This is a genomic window from Chryseobacterium gotjawalense, from assembly GCF_030012525.1.
Classification (GTDB): Bacteria; Bacteroidota; Bacteroidia; order Flavobacteriales; family Weeksellaceae; genus Kaistella; species Kaistella gotjawalense.
On the sequence record NZ_CP124855.1, the window covers coordinates 1761108 to 1780030 of the forward strand.

Annotated in this window: 18 protein-coding genes and 1 other RNA gene; 10 read left to right on the forward strand and 9 right to left on the reverse strand. The window is 37.1% G+C overall.

Features of this window, described 5'->3' with window-relative positions; genetic code table 11:
• Positions 1–41: 41 nt before the first annotated feature.
• The 3 genes from QGN23_RS08030 to QGN23_RS08040 form a co-directional block, all read right to left on the reverse strand.
• Entirely contained in the window at positions 42–935 is an 894-nt protein-coding gene (locus QGN23_RS08030; RefSeq protein ID WP_282903823.1) for a ribokinase, read from the reverse strand.
• 61 nt (positions 936–996) lie between these two features.
• Positions 997–1632 (reverse strand): DUF4241 domain-containing protein, encoded by a 636-nt coding sequence (locus tag QGN23_RS08035; protein WP_282903824.1) that lies wholly within the window; start codon positions 1630–1632, stop codon positions 997–999.
• Positions 1629–4250, reverse strand: coding sequence for a valine--tRNA ligase (locus QGN23_RS08040; protein WP_282903825.1), 2622 nt, complete (start codon positions 4248–4250; stop codon positions 1629–1631). The genes QGN23_RS08035 and QGN23_RS08040 overlap by 4 nt, the downstream gene beginning before the upstream one ends.
• Positions 4251–4376: 126 nt before the next feature.
• Here QGN23_RS08040 and QGN23_RS08045 point away from each other — a divergent pair, with 126 nt between their 5' ends.
• A complete protein-coding gene (locus QGN23_RS08045) occupies positions 4377–4865 on the forward strand; it encodes a DUF1573 domain-containing protein (RefSeq protein WP_282903826.1) in 489 nt (162 codons plus the stop codon).
• A gap of 78 nt (positions 4866–4943) precedes the next feature.
• A complete protein-coding gene (locus QGN23_RS08050; RefSeq protein WP_282903827.1) occupies positions 4944–5813 on the forward strand; it encodes a polyphosphate kinase 2 family protein in 870 nt (289 codons plus the stop codon).
• Positions 5814–6006: 193 nt separating this feature from the next.
• Here the strand turns inward: QGN23_RS08050 and rnpB are convergent.
• Positions 6007–6335: RNase P RNA component class A (rnpB, locus tag QGN23_RS08055), an RNA gene on the reverse strand.
• 98 nt (positions 6336–6433) lie between these two features.
• Here rnpB and QGN23_RS08060 point away from each other — a divergent pair.
• From QGN23_RS08060 to QGN23_RS08085, 6 genes are all read left to right on the forward strand, one after another.
• On the forward strand, positions 6434–7249 hold the full coding sequence (locus tag QGN23_RS08060) for a mechanosensitive ion channel family protein (protein ID WP_282903828.1): 816 nt from the start codon (positions 6434–6436) through the stop codon (positions 7247–7249).
• Between the two features lie 120 nt (positions 7250–7369).
• On the forward strand, positions 7370–9001 hold the full coding sequence (locus QGN23_RS08065) for a T9SS type A sorting domain-containing protein (protein WP_282903829.1): 1632 nt from the start codon (positions 7370–7372) through the stop codon (positions 8999–9001).
• Positions 9002–9102: 101 nt separating this feature from the next.
• The gene (locus tag QGN23_RS08070; RefSeq protein WP_282903830.1) at positions 9103–9579 is read left to right on the forward strand and encodes a Dps family protein; all 477 of its coding nucleotides are present in this window, start codon (positions 9103–9105) and stop codon (positions 9577–9579) included.
• Between the two features lie 91 nt (positions 9580–9670).
• Positions 9671–10852 (forward strand): nicotinate phosphoribosyltransferase, encoded by a 1182-nt coding sequence (pncB, locus tag QGN23_RS08075; RefSeq protein WP_282903831.1) that lies wholly within the window; start codon positions 9671–9673, stop codon positions 10850–10852.
• 52 nt (positions 10853–10904) lie between these two features.
• Positions 10905–12284, forward strand: a complete 1380-nt coding sequence (gene rmuC, locus QGN23_RS08080) for a DNA recombination protein RmuC (RefSeq protein ID WP_282903832.1) — start codon at positions 10905–10907, stop codon at positions 12282–12284.
• 66 nt (positions 12285–12350) lie between these two features.
• Positions 12351–13118 (forward strand): TrmH family RNA methyltransferase, encoded by a 768-nt coding sequence (locus tag QGN23_RS08085; protein ID WP_282903833.1) that lies wholly within the window; start codon positions 12351–12353, stop codon positions 13116–13118.
• A gap of 49 nt (positions 13119–13167) precedes the next feature.
• Here the strand turns inward: QGN23_RS08085 and QGN23_RS08090 are convergent, their stop codons facing one another.
• Positions 13168–13446: a hypothetical protein gene (locus QGN23_RS08090; protein ID WP_282903834.1), complete on the reverse strand. Its 279-nt coding sequence runs from the start codon at positions 13444–13446 to the stop codon at positions 13168–13170.
• 180 nt (positions 13447–13626) lie between these two features.
• On the opposite strand from QGN23_RS08090, the gene QGN23_RS08095 reads away from it, so the two are divergent.
• Positions 13627–14796 (forward strand): hypothetical protein, encoded by a 1170-nt coding sequence (locus QGN23_RS08095; RefSeq protein WP_282903835.1) that lies wholly within the window; start codon positions 13627–13629, stop codon positions 14794–14796.
• Positions 14780–15364 (forward strand): hypothetical protein, encoded by a 585-nt coding sequence (locus QGN23_RS08100; protein WP_282903836.1) that lies wholly within the window; start codon positions 14780–14782, stop codon positions 15362–15364. Before QGN23_RS08095 ends, QGN23_RS08100 begins: the two co-directional genes overlap by 17 nt.
• On the opposite strand, the gene QGN23_RS08105 is transcribed toward QGN23_RS08100, so the two are convergent.
• The 4 genes from QGN23_RS08105 to trhO all read right to left on the reverse strand — a co-directional run bounded on the left by QGN23_RS08105 (position 15301) and on the right by trhO (position 18866).
• On the reverse strand, positions 15301–15888 hold the full coding sequence (locus QGN23_RS08105) for a 5-formyltetrahydrofolate cyclo-ligase (RefSeq protein ID WP_282903837.1): 588 nt from the start codon (positions 15886–15888) through the stop codon (positions 15301–15303). The two genes, QGN23_RS08100 and QGN23_RS08105, sit on opposite strands and share 64 nt — an antisense overlap.
• A gap of 61 nt (positions 15889–15949) precedes the next feature.
• The gene (locus tag QGN23_RS08110) at positions 15950–16180 is read right to left on the reverse strand and encodes a ferredoxin (RefSeq protein ID WP_282903838.1); all 231 of its coding nucleotides are present in this window, start codon (positions 16178–16180) and stop codon (positions 15950–15952) included.
• An 83-nt stretch (positions 16181–16263) separates the two neighbouring features.
• Entirely contained in the window at positions 16264–17511 is a 1248-nt protein-coding gene (locus QGN23_RS08115) for a peptidase U32 family protein (protein ID WP_282903839.1), read from the reverse strand.
• Positions 17508–18866, reverse strand: a complete 1359-nt coding sequence (trhO, locus tag QGN23_RS08120) for an oxygen-dependent tRNA uridine(34) hydroxylase TrhO (RefSeq protein ID WP_282903840.1) — start codon at positions 18864–18866, stop codon at positions 17508–17510. Before trhO ends, QGN23_RS08115 begins: the two co-directional genes overlap by 4 nt.
• Between the last annotated feature and the right edge of the window lie 57 nt (positions 18867–18923).

Genomic DNA, 18923 nt, shown 5'->3' on the forward strand with positions numbered 1-18923 from the left:
AATGTAATAAAAGGAAAAACCGATATGCTCAATATAGCAAATTATCCTTCAATTATATCTTTCAGGTACGGAAGTCCGCTTTGGGAACCTCTGTTTTTGGTTACTTTCAAAGAAACATCATTTCCGAATTTCACGCAGTCGTCGATATTATTCCGGTGACAAAGCGCGACCGCAAAACCTGCGGTAAAGGCATCGCCCATACCCATTTTGTGAGATACAGAATCGTGATCATTCCGGTAATACTTCATTTCTGTACCATTGAAATAGGTTGTGGAATTGGTATCATCGCGGACAAATAATTTATTCGGATATTTTCTTAAAATCTGTTCTCTAGGCTCATCACCAAAAATAATTGATAATTCACTGCTTTTGGCAACGATGAAAGAGGCGGTCTCAATCACTTCAGAAGAAAGGTGTTTGGCAGGAGAAGCGTAAATCCCCAATTTCTTATCATTTTTCTTCACCAATTGCGCAGTGTACTCTACAACGTCCATCGGAATTTCAAGCTGAATTAAAACCAGATCGGCGGTAGTAAAAAGCTTTTCAGCTTCCTGAACGTGTTTTGGCTGTAAGCAATAATTCGATGCGGGAACAACGACAATGGAATTAATTCCTTTAGCTGCAACGACGTAAGCGGTTCCTGTCGGAGCGTCTTCAATTTCGACAACATAGCTGACATTTACCCCTTCATCCACTAAATTGCGGAAAATCTGCTGGCCAAATGGATCCATTCCGACTGCTCCAATAAAATAAACGCTGGCTCCCAATCTGGAAGTTGCGACTGCCTGATTGGCTCCTTTTCCACCAAAAAAACTTTCTGATTTTTCAGCCATAACCGTTTCATTAGGCTGTGGAATATGTGCGGTGTTCAAAACTAAATCGATAGATGAACTGCCAATTACAATAATTTTCGGTTGCTCGGAAGTGATATTCATTGTGCTGATAACTTATCTTTCAAATGTACTTAAATATAGAATGATTAGGAAATATTACATCCTAATTAATTTCTACAAATTCAGAAACGACTTTTACAGGATTGTTATTTCGGTCAAATCCTATATAACTTGCATAAAAACCTTCACCATAACCCGTTTCAAAAGCGAACAGATTTCCCGGTTTTTTTTCGTTTGGCTTTAGAAAAGCGTACTGATTGACAGCGCCTTCTTCCTGAAAAAAATGCTCATGAAAAAACTCTTCATAAATCCCCATAAAATCGTCTCCTTTTCTTTTGAACAAATGCTGTTCCAGAAGATTCAGATTTTGCTGGGTTTCGAAATCCATTAAACATCCCATCCCACTTTCTACGGGAAAACCAAAGATTTCTTCTTCCTGTAAATCATCTATATTCTGACCTTCAGAAGTTGCGAGCTTCCAATCTGTAATTTCTGAATCACTGAAAACGATTTCTACATAAGCGATGCAACTGCTTTCGATCTCTTTATGAACCAAAACCGAAAAATCCCCTTTAGGAAAATCCGTGGTAAAAACCGGCATTTCGCTGGTAATCAAAGGATCGCAAATCACCAGCTTCCCACTTGTAAGCGTAATATTTCCTGCGTCGAAAGTCTCAATCAAAGGACTTTCTATAAAATTTCTGGTGAAAAGTTTTTTGATATTTTCGATGTGGTTCATGATAGTGTTTTCAGTTTTTCTTCGAGGAGGATTAATTTATCCTGCGCATCTTTTTTCTTTTTCAATTCATTATCTACCACCTGCTGCGGCGCTCCTGCCATGAATTTTTCGTTGGATAATTTTTTATCTACAGACATCATGAATCCTTTCAGATATTTGATTTCTTCTTCTGTTTTTATTTTCTCTTCTCCTAAATCTAAGTTTTCACTTAACGGAATTGAAACTTCTGTTCCTCCGATTAAGAATGAGAAAGTAGGTTTATCTGTTTTTTCAGCAAAATGGATTTGTTCAATATTCGCCAGTTTCTTTACTAAATTCACATTGTCAAAAGAAGCGGCATTGGTGAAAACTTCAACACTTTCACGTGGCGAAATCCCTTTGCTCTGACGGTAATTTCTAACGCCGGAAATCAATTCTTTCGAAACTTCAAACTGTTTGATCACCTCTGAATTATAAGACTGTACTTTTCTTTGCTGCGCAATTACCAACGCATTTTCTACCGTTCTTTCAGAAATATTCTGCCATAATTCTTCGGATAAAAATGGCATGAACGGGTGCAGTAATTTCATTAATTCTTCAAAATACTGAATCGTCTGATCATAAACTTCCGTAGAAATCGGTTCACCAAAATTAGGTTTAATGGCTTCTAAATACCAGGAACAGAAATCGTCCCAGATTAATTTATACACCAAATGCAAAGCATCAGAAATACGGAATTTTTCAAATTGATCTGCAATTTCAGCAATGGTTTTATCCATTTGATTTCCGAACCAGGCGATTGCCTGTTGATCTGCCTCATTCGCTTTTATCGAATCCTCTTTTTTCCAGCCTTGAATTAATTTATTTGAATTCCAGATTTTGGTGGCAAAATTCCTTCCCTGCAACATTAAATCCTCATCAAAAAGCAAATCGTTTCCTGCAGCCGAACTCAACAAAATCCCGACCCGAACACCGTCTGCTCCGTATTTCTCCATCAGCTCAATTGGATCTGGAGAATTCCCGAGTGATTTTGACATTTTGCGTCTTTGCTTATCACGGACAATTCCAGTGAAATAAACATTTTTAAAGGGAACCTCTTTTCTATATTCAATTCCCGCCATAATCATCCGGGCGACCCAGAAAAAGATAATATCCGGACCGGTCACCAAATCAGAAGTTGGATAATAATAATTGATATCTTTATTTTCAGGATCCGTAAGTCCGTCGAAAACCGACATTGGCCACAACCAGGAAGAGAACCAGGTGTCGAGCGCGTCTTCATCCTGACGAAGATCTGATATTTGAAGATTTGAGATTTGAGACTTTTCTTTGGCAAGAGATAAAGCATCTTCGATGGTTTCTGCCACGACGAAATCATTTTCACCCTGACCATAAAAATAAGCCGGAATCTGTTGTCCCCACCAAAGCTGTCTTGAAATATTCCAGTCGCGGATATTTTCCATCCAGTGTTTGTAGGTATTTTTGAATTTTTCCGGGTGAAATTTCACCTCATCATTCATCACTACCTCCAAAGCGGGTTTTGCCATTTCCGACATTTTCAAAAACCACTGAACAGAAACTTTCGGTTCGATAACCGCTCCTGTTCTTTCAGATGTTCCTACTTTATTTACGTAATCTTCTGCTTTTAACAAAAGATCATTTTGCTCTAATTCTTTTACGATTTCTTTACGAACGACGAATCTGTTTTTACCAGCGTAATGCAAACCATGTTCATTCAAATTGGCATCATCATCCAAAGAATCGATCATTGGTAACTGATGACGCTTTCCGATTTCATAGTCATTGGTATCATGAGCCGGTGTAATTTTCAACGCTCCGGTTCCGAATTCGATATCCACATAATCATCTTCAATAATCGGAATCACGCGGTTTACGATCGGAACAATTACATTCTTCCCTTTTAAATGTGCATATCTTTCATCATTAGGATTGATACAAACTGCAGTATCACCGAAAATCGTTTCCGGACGTGTGGTCGCAACAGAAAGGAAATCTTCTGTGCCCTCGATTTTATATTTTAAATAAAACAGTTTTCCGTTTTGCTCTTTGAAAATAACCTCTTCATCAGAAATATTGGTCTTCGCTTCAGGATCCCAGTTTACCATTCGGTATCCTCTGTAAATCAATCCTTTATTATACAAATCGACAAACGACTTCACCACCTGCTGTGAAAGTTTTGGCTCCATCGTGAAACGGGTGCGCTCCCAATCACAGGAACAACCTAATTTTTTCAACTGCTCCAAAATGGTTCCGCCATATTTGTCAGTCCAGTCCCACGCATGTTTTAGAAATTCTTCGCGGGAAATATCTGCTTTATTGATTCCTTCTTCTTTCAGTTTCGCCACTACCTTCGCTTCCGTCGCAATCGATGCATGGTCAGTTCCCGGAACCCAGCATGCATTAAACCCCTGCATTCTGGCTCTTCGAATCAAAATATCCTGAATGGTATTGTTCAGCATGTGACCCATGTGAAGAATCCCTGTGACATTGGGTGGCGGAATCACAATCGTGTAAGGAGGTTTTTCGTTTGGTTCGGAATGAAAATAATTATGTTTTAGCCAGAAATCATACCATTTCTGTTCTGTTTCCTGGGGCGTATATTTCTCTGAAATCTGCATATATAAAATCTTTGGCTTAATAGTTGCAAAAATAGGGAAATAAAGAAAATTGACCGTACTATTAAAATAATTTTTAACTTTGTTTGTTAAATTTAATCAAAAAACCAATTACTAAAAAATTAAAAAATGAAAAAAATCTTCGCAGGCGTATTTTTAGCCGTAACTTTTGCATTGGCATCAGCACAAACTATTTCTTTTGACAAAACAGTTTACGAATATGGGAATGTTCCAGTTGGCGCTGACGGCCACAGAGTTTTCATCATTAAAAACACAGGAGACAAACCTCTTATTATTTCGAGAACGCAGGCATCTTGTGGCTGTACAACTCCTGAGGTCACAAAAGACCCAATCATGCCGGGAAAAACCGCTGAATTAAAAGTAGGTTACGACACCAAAATCGTAGGACCTTTCACAAAAATCATTGAAGTATATTCCAATGATGCTGAAAACAGCAGATCTGTAATCACCATTAAAGGAAATGTAGGTGAGGCATCAGCTACGATTGCTCCGCAAACAGCGATTAAAGCAGAAGCTAAATTGATGAGTGCTCCACAAACGATGAAAGTTGTTCCTGCAGCCAAAAAAGCAACGGCCAGAAAATTACAGGCACTGTAATTTGTGCTAACAAATAAAAATCTAAAATCATTTCAGCATTGAAATGATTTTTTTTATTTTAGTGGAAATATTACAACAATGGATTTAGATTTTACTGATAATTTCATCGTGAACGGAAAATTCTCTCTCAAAGATTTTCCAACAGAATACGAGGGAAAACTCTCGAAAGACGCTGCAAAAAAAATGCTGGCAAAGGAGAAAGAAAAGCTCCGCGAACTTCAGGAACGGTTGTATAGTGATGGCAGCAAATCTATACTGATTGTTTTGCAAGCGATGGATGCAGCCGGAAAAGATTCGCTGATCAAGCATGTTTTTGGTGGCGTAAATCCGCAGGGTTGTACAGTAACCAGTTTCAAAACGCCAAACGATAAAGAATATGCCCATGATTTCCTGTGGAGACATTATATCGCACTGCCCGAAAAAGGAAAAATCGGCATTTTCAACAGAAGCCATTACGAAAGTGTCTTGGTCTGCAAAGTTCATCCCGAATATAATCTGAGTGAAAAAGTCTGGAAATCAGTGGATGATTTTGATAACGAATTCTGGGAAAACCGCTACAGAAGCATTAGAAACTTTGAAAAAACTTTAGCCGAAAACGGAACGACGATTATTAAAATATTTTTGAACGTTTCCCAAAAAGAACAGAAAAAAAGATTCCTCGAACGGATTGACAATCCCACCAAAAACTGGAAATTCGCCGCAGGAGATTTACCCGAACGCGCCCTGTGGAATAATTACATGTCTGCATACGAAGAAGCCATCAACGAAACCTCAAAAGATTATGCGCCATGGTACGTGCTTCCGGCTGACCACAAATGGTTTACAAGAGTGGCTGCCATTCAGATTATTATCGATGCAATGGAAAAAATGAATTTACAATATCCCACCCTTTCAGAAAATCAAACAACCGAGTTAGCAGATGCGAAGAAGCAGATGAAAAGTGAATAGCAATGGTGTCAATGGTGAATAGTGAATGGTGAATGGTGAATGGTGAATGGTGAATGGTGAATTTATCGAAAAATACAGGATCCATTTTAAACCGGTGAATTTTTAAATAGTTGTTTTCATATTTGTTTTGAAAAATGAAAACAAAATGAAAAAAGCAGAAACCTCAACTTCTGCTTTTTCAATTTTTAAAAAACCCACAAGAAAAACTATAAGCCGGATTCTGTACTTTGACCGAAGTCAAAATGCCTGTTATTTATCTACGCTTTACATTGCTGCAAAACTTTTGCTGTTTACCCCTCGGTTTTTGGAGCGAGCCACTCCTATTTTCATTGCTGAAAAAATCCGATATACTTAACATTGCACCGCAAAGAGTTTACCTGGTTTCACTATAAATTAATATACATACTTTCTGTTGCACTGGTCCTGATCTCGCGACCGACGGATGTTATCCGCTTTGCTGCTCTATGGTGTCCGGACTTTCCTACCCCCAACGAATCGGGAATCAACAAGCCGTTTTTCTTGTGGGCAACAAAGATACATAAAGTTGAAAATTTACAGTAACATTTTTTTGGAAAGAAATTTGCTATTACGACACCTTGAATTATTGGTATATTTGAATTATGAATTATTATGAAATCATTATGTCTGTGCTCGATCGCTGGTACACAAGCTTTGCACAGGCGACCCCTAAACTTGCGGTCGGAATTTTAGTATTCCTGCTCTTTTTAGCGCTGAGCACCTACCTGAGCAAGATATCGGTAAGGATTTTTCAGAAGTTCTTCCCAAAAAACAACAACAGTTCAATTGTTACTTTAATTAAAGTCTTTAAATTTTTAATTATTCTTTCGGGTGCATTTATCTCTTTTGAAATAATGGGATTGGGCGGATTTATTCTAAAATTCATCGGGAGTTTGGGAGTTGCGGGTGTTGTGGCCGGTGTTGCTTTGAAAGATTTAGTATCCTCCATGTTTTCCGGAGCGCTGGTCGGGATCGATAAATCTTTTGCCGATGGCGACTATGTTTCCATTAAAGACGTAACCGGTGTGGTAGAAAAAATCGGATTTTTGACTACGAAGATTATTACAGACGATGGGAAAAAAGTCTTCGTGCCTAACCAATTAATTTTCAGTGCACCCTTTACCAATTATTCATCTTCCGGACAGCGAAAAGTTTTTCTGGAATTGCAGGTGGCCGGCAGTCAGGACTTAGAAAAAACAAGAGAGATTATTCTAGATCAAATCAAAAGTTTTGATTTCACAGACCATATTGAAGAATCGCAGGTTATCATCTTAAAACAGTCCTTGGGTATTTTCTATTTTCATGCCCGATTTTTCATGAAAAGTGGCGAAAACATTATGAAAATAAAGAGTAACGCATTACGGATACTGAAAAACAAACTGGAAGAAGACGGCATCAAACTTTCAAATGCAGATTGACACAAGAATCTCATAGCTTTTAATTATCGAAATTTAAAAGGAAGAAGTCTATTTAATTTAAAAAAATTTCACAAATCAACTTTTAGTATATATTTGTATTGCATAAAAACTAAAAATTGAGTGAAAAAAATTCTATTCTTTTTTCTTTTCTCCAGCTTTTGCTTTGGACAAAACTGGAGTATTTCTTTTGCTGAAAGATCGTCGCTGATCAACGTGTTTAACAGTACTCACGGCGAAAACTGGAGTATAAAATGGGATTTAACCAAAGATCCTAAATTTTGGTACGGCATTAAAATCAAAAAAGGAAACGTAAGCGAAATTAATCTTCGTGGAAATGCCTTGAAAGGAAATTTCCCGGTTGCGGTTTCGGGTTTATCAAAACTCGAGAAACTCGATCTGAGTTCTAATCAATTATCTGGCGAAATTTCTACGGCGGTTTCAGGATTAACTACTTTAACCCGTCTGGATATAAGCAATAACCGTTTTTCCGGGGATCCGACTGCGGCTCTTTTACCACTTTCGCAACTTCAGGAAATGTCACTCGGAAACAATACATTTGTTTTTGCAGATATCGAAACGTTCCTGCAAAATTTTCAGGATGTGGAAATTCTGGATTTAGCACATATTGGTTTAAACGCAGTTCCACAAAAGATTTCCACTTTAACGAAGCTCAAATCTTTGAATTTAAGCAACAATTCGATTTCTCAAAAATTCAATTATCTTTCAACATTAATCACTTTAAAAGAATTAAATCTTTCAGGAAATCAGTTAACGAAAATACCCACAGAATTATCCACGCTTAATCAATTAAACAGTCTGGATTTAAGCAACAATACCATCTCACCTAATTTCACCGCGGCTTTAGCGCAATTAGAAAATTTAGAATGGTTGTCTTTTGCAGGAAACCAGATGATGAATTTCCCAGCGCAACTTTCACAATTAACACAGTTAATTCATTTGAATTTCTCTGATAATAAAATTTCGGGCGGATTCGAAAATTTAGCAGGTTTGCAAAACTTAGAACAGATTTATCTGGATAAAAATCTTATTTCGGGCACATTCCCAAGTGCGCTTCTTCAGTTAAAAAAACTGCAAATGCTGTCGCTCAATAACAATCAGCTGTCGGGTGAAATACCGGAAACTATTCCCGCACTCACTTTTATAGACAACAACCGATTTACAAAGCAGGATATCAGAACATTTTTATTGAAAAATAAATCACTGGCAGATTTCAGCTATTCACCACAAAGATATGACGAGGCGAAAACTGTTTTTGCAGGCATTGGAAATGCAGCGGCTTTACCGCAATCGCTTTCAGGAAATGATTACCAATATTCCTGGTTTAAAAACTTAGATCAGAAAACTCTGCTTAATTCAGAAAAATATTTCATTAGCAATGTTGCAAAGGAAGATTTTACGGATTATACTTGCGAAGCCTATTTTTTCGAAGTCCTTCCAAAAGAACTGATGGAAATTTCTTTCTTTCGGGAACCAGTCACTTTGGCAATAGAACTGTCCACCGCCGAAGTTAAAACAGATTTAACCGTTTTCCCGAATCCGGCGAAAGATTTCATTAACATCAAAACCACCAAGCTCGAAATTGAAAAAGTATTTATTTTTGATTTAAGCGGAAAATTAATTATAACTGACAAATCGAAAAGAATCGACATCAGCCTTTTACCATCGGCAACTTATATCATTTCAATTAAAACTTCTGATGGCTTGAAATCGTTTAAATTCATTAAACTTTAATAGAAAGCCACAATTGATAAAATAAACACGATAGTTTTTGTAAATCGCCAGAAATAGGAAAACCCTTTTACAATCAGTATATTTGAGTTTAAATAAAGATTATGAACAATTCAAAAATTATCGGTTTAGACGAAACCGACTGTAAAAAAATTTCAGAAAAATTAAATGTTCTTTTAGCCGATTATTCTGTTTTTTATCAAAATACGAGGGGCGCACACTGGAATATTAAAGGAGATAAGTTTTTTACCCTTCATCCCAAATTTGAAGAACTCTACAATAATCTGGTTTTAAAAATAGATGAAATCGCAGAAAGAATTCTTACGCTGGGATCTACACCCAACCATAATTATTCGGATTATTTAACGCTTTCTACGATTAAAGAAAGTAAAGAAGTTTCCGATGCTGATAAAGCAGTAGAAAACATTTTAGCCTCCTTTAAAACTGTTATTGATTTGCAAAGGGAACTCTTAGATCTTACTGAAAAAGCGGGTGATGAAGGAACCAATTCCCAGATGAGTGATTATATTACGGAGCAGGAAAAAGAAGTGTGGATGTACAACTCCTATCTCGGAAAATAACGGTTAAAAAAATTACCAACCGAAGAAATCGTCTTTTTAAAGGCGATTTTTGTTTTTGAATTTTTACATTTGTTTGAATATATAATAAACCATGATTGAAGTCCGTCTAAAGTCAATTCTCGATAATGATTTCTATAAAATCACGATGCAAAATGCGGTGATTAAACTTTTTCCGAACGAGAAAGTAAAATACCAATTCATCAATCGCGGTAATCATAACTTCCCACCGGGATTTGCCGAAGAACTTAGAAAATCTGTCAACGCAATGGCAGAGCTGAAATTAAGCAAAGATGAAAAGCAATTCTTAAAGGAAACCTGTCCTTATTTAGACCTTCCCTATTTAGATTTTTTAGCAGGTTATCATTACGATCCCTCAGAAGTACAGATTATACAGACCGAAGATTCTTTAGAAGTTACCGTGGAAGGCGAATGGTACAGGACTATTCTGTGGGAAGTGCCTATTTTGTCTTTGATTTCAGAATTACATTATGAGATGAATCACATGGAGCGTAATTCTAATGAAGCAGTTATTCAAACAACTTTAGAAAAGGCCGATCAACTCAATATTCTTGGCGTTACTTTCGCCGAATTTGGCACTCGCAGAAGACATTCCTATAAAGTACACGATTTGGTGGTGGATTCCCTGGTAAACAACAATCGATCCGGAAATTTCATCGGCAGTTCAAATGTTCACTTTGCGATGAAATATGGCATAAAACCCATTGGAACCCATGCGCACGAATGGTTTATGTTTCACGCTGCAGAATACGGATTCAAGATGGCCAATGCGCTTTCGCTGGAACATTGGGTGGATGTGTACCGCGGTGATTTGGGAGTTGCCCTTTCAGATACTTATACGACTGAAGTTTTCTTTCAGCAGTTTGATAAAAAATTCGCAAAATTATTTGATGGCGTTCGTCACGACAGCGGAGATCCAATCGAATTTGCCAATAAAACCATCGAACATTACCGGAAAAATGGAATCAATCCTTTATTCAAATACATTATTTTTTCCGACGGACTGAATCTGGAAAAAGTGGAAGAAATCACGAAAGCCTGCAAAGGCAGAATCGGAATTTCTTTCGGAATCGGAACGAATTTAACAAACGATGTCGGCTTAAAACCAATGAATATCGTCATGAAACTCATTGCCGCACAATCTATTAATGGCGACTGGATTCCAACAGTGAAACTTTCTGATGAACACGGAAAATATACTGGAGACCCAAAAATGATCGATCTTGCCAAGGAATTTCTGCGCATTAAAAACTAAGAGAATTAATTTCTTTCTGCATTACTGAAATTAACTTTTGTATTTTTGAAAAATGGATTTCATCTCTATTTTCACCGGCTTAATGTTCGGCGCTATTTTCGGTGCGGTTATTCTGTATTTCATATTAAAAGCTTCTCATATTCCCCGACAGAAATTCGATGATTTGAATGAAAGTTTCATTAAAACAAATTCTGATCTAGAGAATTCAAATGCTAAAATCGGAGAACTCATCGCACTCAATTCCGAGGCAAATTCAGAAATAAAAAATTTACAAAATGAAAGGCAGGATTTAATTGCACTCAAATCGCAACTTTCGGCACAGAATGAAAATCTACAAATTCTCAGGGAAAACCAAAAAGAGGAAATTACAAAAATGCAGGAGTTGGCAAAAAATGAATTTCAAAATTTAGCCCATCAAATTTTAGAAGAAAAATCTGAAAAATTCACCATCCTCAACCAAAATAATCTTAAAAACATTTTGGAACCCTTTCAGGAAAAAATAACCGAACTTAGAAATAAAGTCGGCGAAACCTATGATAAAGAATCGAAGGAACGTTTTTCTTTGGGTGAAAAAGTAAAAGAACTTGCACTCCTAAACCAACAAATTTCTGAAGATGCCAAAAAATTAACCCGCGCTTTAAAAGGAGAAAGTAAAACGCAGGGAAACTGGGGCGAAATGATTTTAGAAAGTATTCTTGAGAAATCTGGTCTGGTAAAAGGAAGAGAATATTTTCTGGAACATGAACTTCGGGATGAAGACAACAAAGCTCTTTTTTCAGAATATTCAGGAAAAAAAATGCGTCCGGATGCGGTTGTAAAATATCCGGATGAACGAAATGTAATTATCGATTCGAAAGTTTCACTCACTGCATTTATAGAATTGGTCGATGAAAATGACGCTGAACTTTATCAAATGAAACTCAATCAACATTTGAGTTCCGTGAAAAACCATATCAAACAACTGAGCGACAAAGCCTACGATGATTATGACAAATCTCTGGATTTTGTAATGATGTTTATTCCAAGTGAACCAGCTTATATTGCAGCGATGCAGGCAGATCATAATCTATGGAATTTCGCCTATGACAAAAGAATATTATTGCTTAATCCAAGTAATCTCATCACCTCACTGAAATTGGTGTCAGACCTCTGGAAGCGCGAATATCAAAACAAAAACGCCATGGAAATTGCAGAACGCGGTGCTAAATTATATGATAAATTCGTAGGCTTCGTAGAAAATTTAGAAAAACTGGGGAAAAATATTGATCAGACTAAAACTGTTTATAATGAAGCGTTTAAACAACTTTCTACTGGAAATGACAATCTGATTACCCAAACAAAAAAGCTTAAATCTTTAGGAATTAAGAATAAAAAATCGCTTCCTCAAAGTTTAGAAGAATCCTCGGAGAACTCACTGAATAACAAAGAGTAAAATTGAACTCTCAAAAGTTTTTCACTTCCTCTTTATAGAGATTTACCTTTTAACTACATTTGCAAAATGATTATAGAAAGCACTCAGAACGAAAAAATAAAATATATTACCCGTTTGATATCGGACAATCGTTTCCGAAAAAAAGAAAATGTTTTCGTAATCGAGGGAAAGCAGGAGAATGAAAGAGCGTTACAATTCGGTTTTAATGCTCAGGAATTCTATATCGCCGAAAGTATTTTTAATGAAAATTTACCGGAAGGAAGAGTACATTTGGTCACAGAAAAAATCTACGATAAAATCGCTTATCGGGGTTCATCGGAAGGAATCCTAGGAATTTACCACACGAAAAAATCTGATCTAAAGGATTTCAAACCTAAAAAAAACTCATCGGTGATTATCGTAGAAAGTATTGAGAAACCCGGAAATCTGGGCGCCATATTGCGGAGTTGCGAAGCGTTTGGGATTGATGCTTTAATTGTAACCGATACGAAAGTTGATTTCTATAATCCAAATGTGATCCGCTCCAGTGTAGGTTGTCTTTTTGGGATGAACATTTTCTCTTCCAGCAATGATGAAGTGTACGAATTTCTCACTGAAAACGGTTATGCAGTTTATACGACCATCATGGATAAAGCGTCTGAAAATATTCAAGTCCGAAATTTAAAAGAAAAGAGCGCTATACTCTTTGGGACAGAACATTCCGGACTCACCGATTTCTGGGTAGGCAAAGGAAAGAACACGGTTATTCCCATGTCGGGAAGTATCGACTCTTTGAATTTGAGCAATGCCGTTGCCATCACCTGTTATGAGATTTTAAGACAAAAAATGGCATAAAAAAACCGCTTCTCAAAGAGAAACGGTTAATTTGTAAATCAGTTACTAATTATTTAGTAGCATCTTTAGCGTCTTTAGCAGCATCAGTTGCAGCATTAGCAGCACCTTTAGCAGCATCAGCAGCTCCTTCTACAGTTGCGTTAGCAGCATCAGCAGTAACAGTAGCAGCAGAATCTACAACAGAAGCAGCAGAATCAACAACAGCAGCAGCAGAATCAACTACAGCAGCAGCAGAATCAGTTGCGTTAGCAGTTTCTACAGTTTCAGTTTTGTTACAAGCTACAAGAGCTAAAGCAGCGATAGCAGCTACGAATAATGACTTTTTCATAATAAATTAAATTTAATTGTTTTGTTATTTTAAAATTTGTTTGTTCTCATTTATCATTTCGAACAGGACAAAGATAGGGTGAGAAATAAATTTGCATTCGAAAATTAATTGTAATATCTTTGTAAAATCGTTTTACAAAACAATACGACTGAAAATCAATAAATTACATAAAAATAGCAATTGAGCGATTTAGATTTATTACACTTCGAACAGCTAAAAAATGAGGTTCAATCTCAATATTTAGACCATCACACTCCTTCCTATGATGATATATCAAAATGGAAAGGAATCGATATCATCTATTTTCAAGAAGATTTGCGGAAAATCGCCAAAGGAAACATCAGCGAAAAATCGTTTTATACTTATTTTAAAAACTCGCCGGTTACCCGACTTCCCAGAATTGACATGCTGAACATTCTCAGCATTTATGCGGGTTACGTCTCATGGTACGACTTTAAAAAGAAGCACCTTTTTGCCCATGAAATCTTACAGGAATTAGAAGATAATGACGACAATCCAGAAGCTGAATTGGAAAATAATCCTGAAAAAGCAGAAAATACGGAACAGCAAACCAGAATTATCCGGAAACAGGATATTTCAAGTCTAAAACCAGGAGAAACCGCGGCTGAAGAATCTGATTTACAATTATCCTCACCTGACAGTCAAGGCATTAAAGAAAACAAAGGTGTATTCACCACGTACGATACCACTGAACAAAAATCAACAATATCAATTGTAAAAAAGTATATCTGGTTGGGAATCTCTGCTATTTTAGCAGTTCTGGTCGGACTTTTAGTATTCAAAGAGGAACTCTTCAGTAAGAAATTCTATTATAGTTTTGTTGATGCAGATCGGAATACCACCATCAATGCAGAATTGCAAGTTCAAATTCTCAAAGAAAACGAATCTCCTATTTTATATAATGCCAAACCCAACGAAGCGTTTGTATATACCACCAAATCGAAAAACCTGACGATGGTCGTATCTTCACCCTACTATAAAACAGACACCATACGACGGAATTTGGAAACCGCGCCCGAGGCCGAAACCATCGAGCTGAAACCAAATGATTATGCGATTATGCTTTTCTACTATTCAAAATCGATCAAAGATTTAAAGAAGAAAAGAGAATCATTAAATTATCTTATCAGTGACGATGCTCTGATTTACCAGGTGTATGACAATGAAACTTACGGCGTAGAAACGATGGACAAGCAACGGTACATCAACCTGGTCACCCTGCCTTCGACCTCACTGGAAAACCTGCAGGTCATCGACACAAAGAACGATAAAAACAACAAAATAATAATGATTAAATTTAAAATTGCCACCGATGAAAAACCAAAATAAAATTGTTCTTCTCCTCATCAGTTTACTTTTAATGACTTTTTCCTGCAACAAAGAAAGCAAACAAATATCTGATTTAGAGATCGTTAGAAACAATAATAATAAAAAATCCTATCCTGTTACCAAAATGGACAGCGCGCAAGCAATTACGTTTATCACGAAACAAAAGATTCAGGAGTTGCTCGATCTCTCTACTTTATACACTGCCGGAAACCGGGATACCGAAATTGATTCTGTAATTTACGCTCAGATGAACAGCTATTTCGTAGATCCTGACTCCAATAAATTAAAACCACTGCTCCTGCAGCTCGACAGCTTGAAAGTACAAACAGCAAAAGTCGGCGATATTTCTGTGACCAAAGAAATCAGAGGGAATGACACTTTGGATCTTGCAAAATTCTATGTCGAATATTTCGATTTCAAAAACCGCTTAATTGGGTCATTTGAAAAAAATGCGCAGTACGTACTAAAGCCTTCACCCATCAAATTTAAGAAGGAATTTAAATTTTACTTCGTCGATTTTGATTCCAAATTGCCGAAAGACAGTACTTCTGTTGGGGTAACCAAATAATCCAACGGGACATCAAACTCTGCAATATCTTCCACCTGTTCTTGGGGAGGAAAAAAACTCACGCCCACTTTAACAGCATTCGGATTGACTTCTGAAAAAAACCGGTCATAGAACCCTTTTCCGTAACCTACTCTGTTTCCAAAATGATCGGAATATAAAAGTGGCGTAATGATGAAATCAAAATCTTTGACTCCAGAATCTACTTCGCCAGCGGGTTCTTTTATTCCCCAGGAATTCTTAATTAACGGCGTTTCTTTTGTGATTTCAAGCGCGATTAATTCCGTTTTTATCATTTTCGGTACAAAAACACGGATTTTATTTTCATAAAAATAGTTGAGAAACTCATTCGTATCAACTTCACCTTTCTCCGGAATAGACAGGAAACAATGCACTTTCTGATTTTCCTTCAGTGGGAATTCAGACATAAAACGGGTAAATATTTTCTTAGAGAAGGCTTCAATCTCGACTTTACTTAATTTCTCCTTTTTCGCTAAATATATTTTTCTGATTTCCGCTTTTTTCATATTCAAAAATAGTAAAAAAAATTGCGCTCCTGCGAAACGCCATTGATTATTTATCTGATATTTAAATTTCTTTCACCGAAATAATTTTCACCGGACAGGCTTTTGCTGCTTTTTCACAAGGTTCAAATGCTTCTGGATTTCGAATTTTCAAAGTGTAAAACCCTTTCTTGTTTTCCGTTTTTAATAAAACTGATTTCCCATCTTTTTTTGACATCCGAAAATACTCCGGCGCAAATTCCGCGCAGTAATTACAGCCGATACATTTCTCCCGTTGAAGCGTTACGATGATCATTTTTGAGTAATTGGGTATTTGAGTATTTGGGTATTTCAGAGTTGAAAATATTTACTTAAATCCTCAAATATAAAACACCTTCATTAATTAGCCTGCACAATTTTATACAATTTATCAGAAGGTCTTACTTTAAAGTCCGTTTTAAAAGTAACCACATCGGATTTCGCAGCTTTTTCTGCTTCGGGTTTTTCTTCTACTCTCATTGTTTCCAAAATCATTTCCCGGGAACCTGTTGTAGGTCCCTGAATCAAAACTTTGTCACCAACTTTTAAATCGTATGCTTCAATTAAAAATTCTGCGACATTTGATTTTGGATAAAAATGCCTGCCTTTTCCGATATAGACTTTTTTCTGGGTGGCGGCGGAACCGTTGTCTACAGACCATTCGCCTAGTTCTTGTCCCAAATAATAACCTCCCCAAAAACCTCTGTTATAAACAGTTTCAAGTTGTTTCATCCAGTCTGCTACTTTTACCTGGTTGAAAGTTCCATCTGCAATGGCATCGATGGCTTCGCGGTAACATTTTGTCACGGTTGCAACGTATTCCGGTGCTCTTCCGCGACCTTCGATTTTGAGAACGCTGACTCCTGCGTCCACAATTTGATCTAAAAAACTGATGGTACACAAATCTTTTGGCGACATCATATATTCGTTGTCCAGCTCGATTTCAAAACCGGTTTCCTGATCGATGACGGTGTATTTTTTACGGCAGTTCTGTTTGCAGGCTCCACGGTTTGCAGAAGAATTCGAGGAATGCAGACTCAAATAACATTTGCCCGAAACCGCCATACAAAGCGCACCGTGACCAAAAATCTCGACTTCGACCAAGTTTCCGGAAGGACCTTTGACCTGATCCTTCACAATCTGATCACAGATTTTTTTAATTTGAGTCATGCTCAGTTCACGGCTCATCACCATGGTATCGGCGAAAAGCGCGTAGAATTTTACGGTTTCAATATTCGTTATATTAATTTGGGTCGAAATATGAACTTCAAGCCCAATCTGTCTTGCATATGAAATCACCGCCTGATCCATCGCAATCACTGCAGTAAGATCAGCGGCTTTTGCCTTATCTAAAAGGGCCTTGATTAAAGATAAATCGTGGTCGTAAATAATCGTATTTAAAGTAAGATAAGTGCGTACGCCTTTTTCTGAGCATCTTCTAGAGATTTCCGGCAAATCATCTAAAGTGAAATTCATCGAAGCTCTCGCTCTCATATTCAACTGCTCCACACCGAAATAAATGGAATCTGCTCCGTTATCAATCGCTGCCTGCATGGAAGTAAAATCACCGGCCGGTGACATTAATTCCATTTTTCCACTTTTTGTCATGATCCTAAAATTTTATATAATTTGTCAGACAAACGGATTCTAAACGGAGTTTCAAAAGTGACTTGATCGCCTTCTTTAGCGTTTTCACAAGAACCTCCATTGGCGAACATTTCAGTGATTGTCAGTTCCTGATCTCCCGTTGTCGGACCAGAAATCAGAACCTTGTCTCCTACTGAAAGTTCTTTATTTTCAATTAAAAACTGGGCAATTTTCGATTTGGTGTAATAATGTTCTGCCTTTCCAACCAATACTTTCTTAACGGATATTTTTTGACGGATATTTTTCGTTTCTGCTTTTGCTAAAGGTTTTGCAGGTAAATCACCGGAATTTTTAAAAGTCAAAGCATCTGACTTTCCTTTTCGGAAAACTTTATTTCCTACTTCTTTTCCCTTTCTTAGTTTTACCTGGTCAGCTAAAGGCAAATGGGTTATTTCTAAACATTCGGTAGAACAGCAGTTTTCCATCGCACCTTTGCAATCGTCACATTGAATAAACAATAAATGACAGGCATCATTCGCGCAGTTCGTATGATTGTCACAAGGTTTGCCACACTGATGGCATTGCGAAACAATATCGTCGGTAATTCTTTCGCCTAGGCGGTGATCAAATACAAAGTTTTTACCGATGAATTTACTTTCAATATTTTCTTCCTTGATTTGACGGGTATATTCGATAATTCCGCCTTCCAGCTGGTAAACGTTTTTAAAACCCTGATGTTTAAAATAAGCGCTGGCTTTTTCGCAACGGATTCCGCCTGTACAGTACATCAATAGGTTTTTATCTTCTTTAAAATCCTGTAACTGTTCATTAATAATGGGCAAACTTTCTCGAAAAGTTTCTACATCGGGAGTGATTGCGCCTTCAAAATGGCCGACTTCACTTTCGTAATGATTTCTAAAATCGACTACAATCGTATTTGGATCTTCCAGCAAATTATTAAATTCCTGTGCTTTTAAGTGAATTCCTTTATTGGTCACATCAAAAGTTTCATCATTCAAACCGTCGGCAACAATTTTGTGTCTGACTTTAATGGTGAGTTTTAAAAACGAATGATCGTCTTGTTCCACAGCAACATTCAAACGGATTCCTTTCATAAAATCGTAAACTTCCAGCGTCTCGCGGAAACCGTCTATATTTTCTGCAGGGATACTCATCTGAGCATTAATTCCTTCATGGGCAACATAAATACGGCCGAGCGCATCGAGGGCGTTCCAGGCTATAAATAATTCGTCGCGAAATTTTTTGGGGTTTTCGATTTTGGCGTACGCATAGAAAGACAAAGTAAGACGCTGCTTACCGGCTTCATCAATAAGTTGAGCTCTTTCTTCTGCGCTTAAGGTGTTGTACAGTTGCATGCTATAAACGGGTTAAGTGAGAAAAATAATTTTGCAAAGATAAACATTTCTATCTTA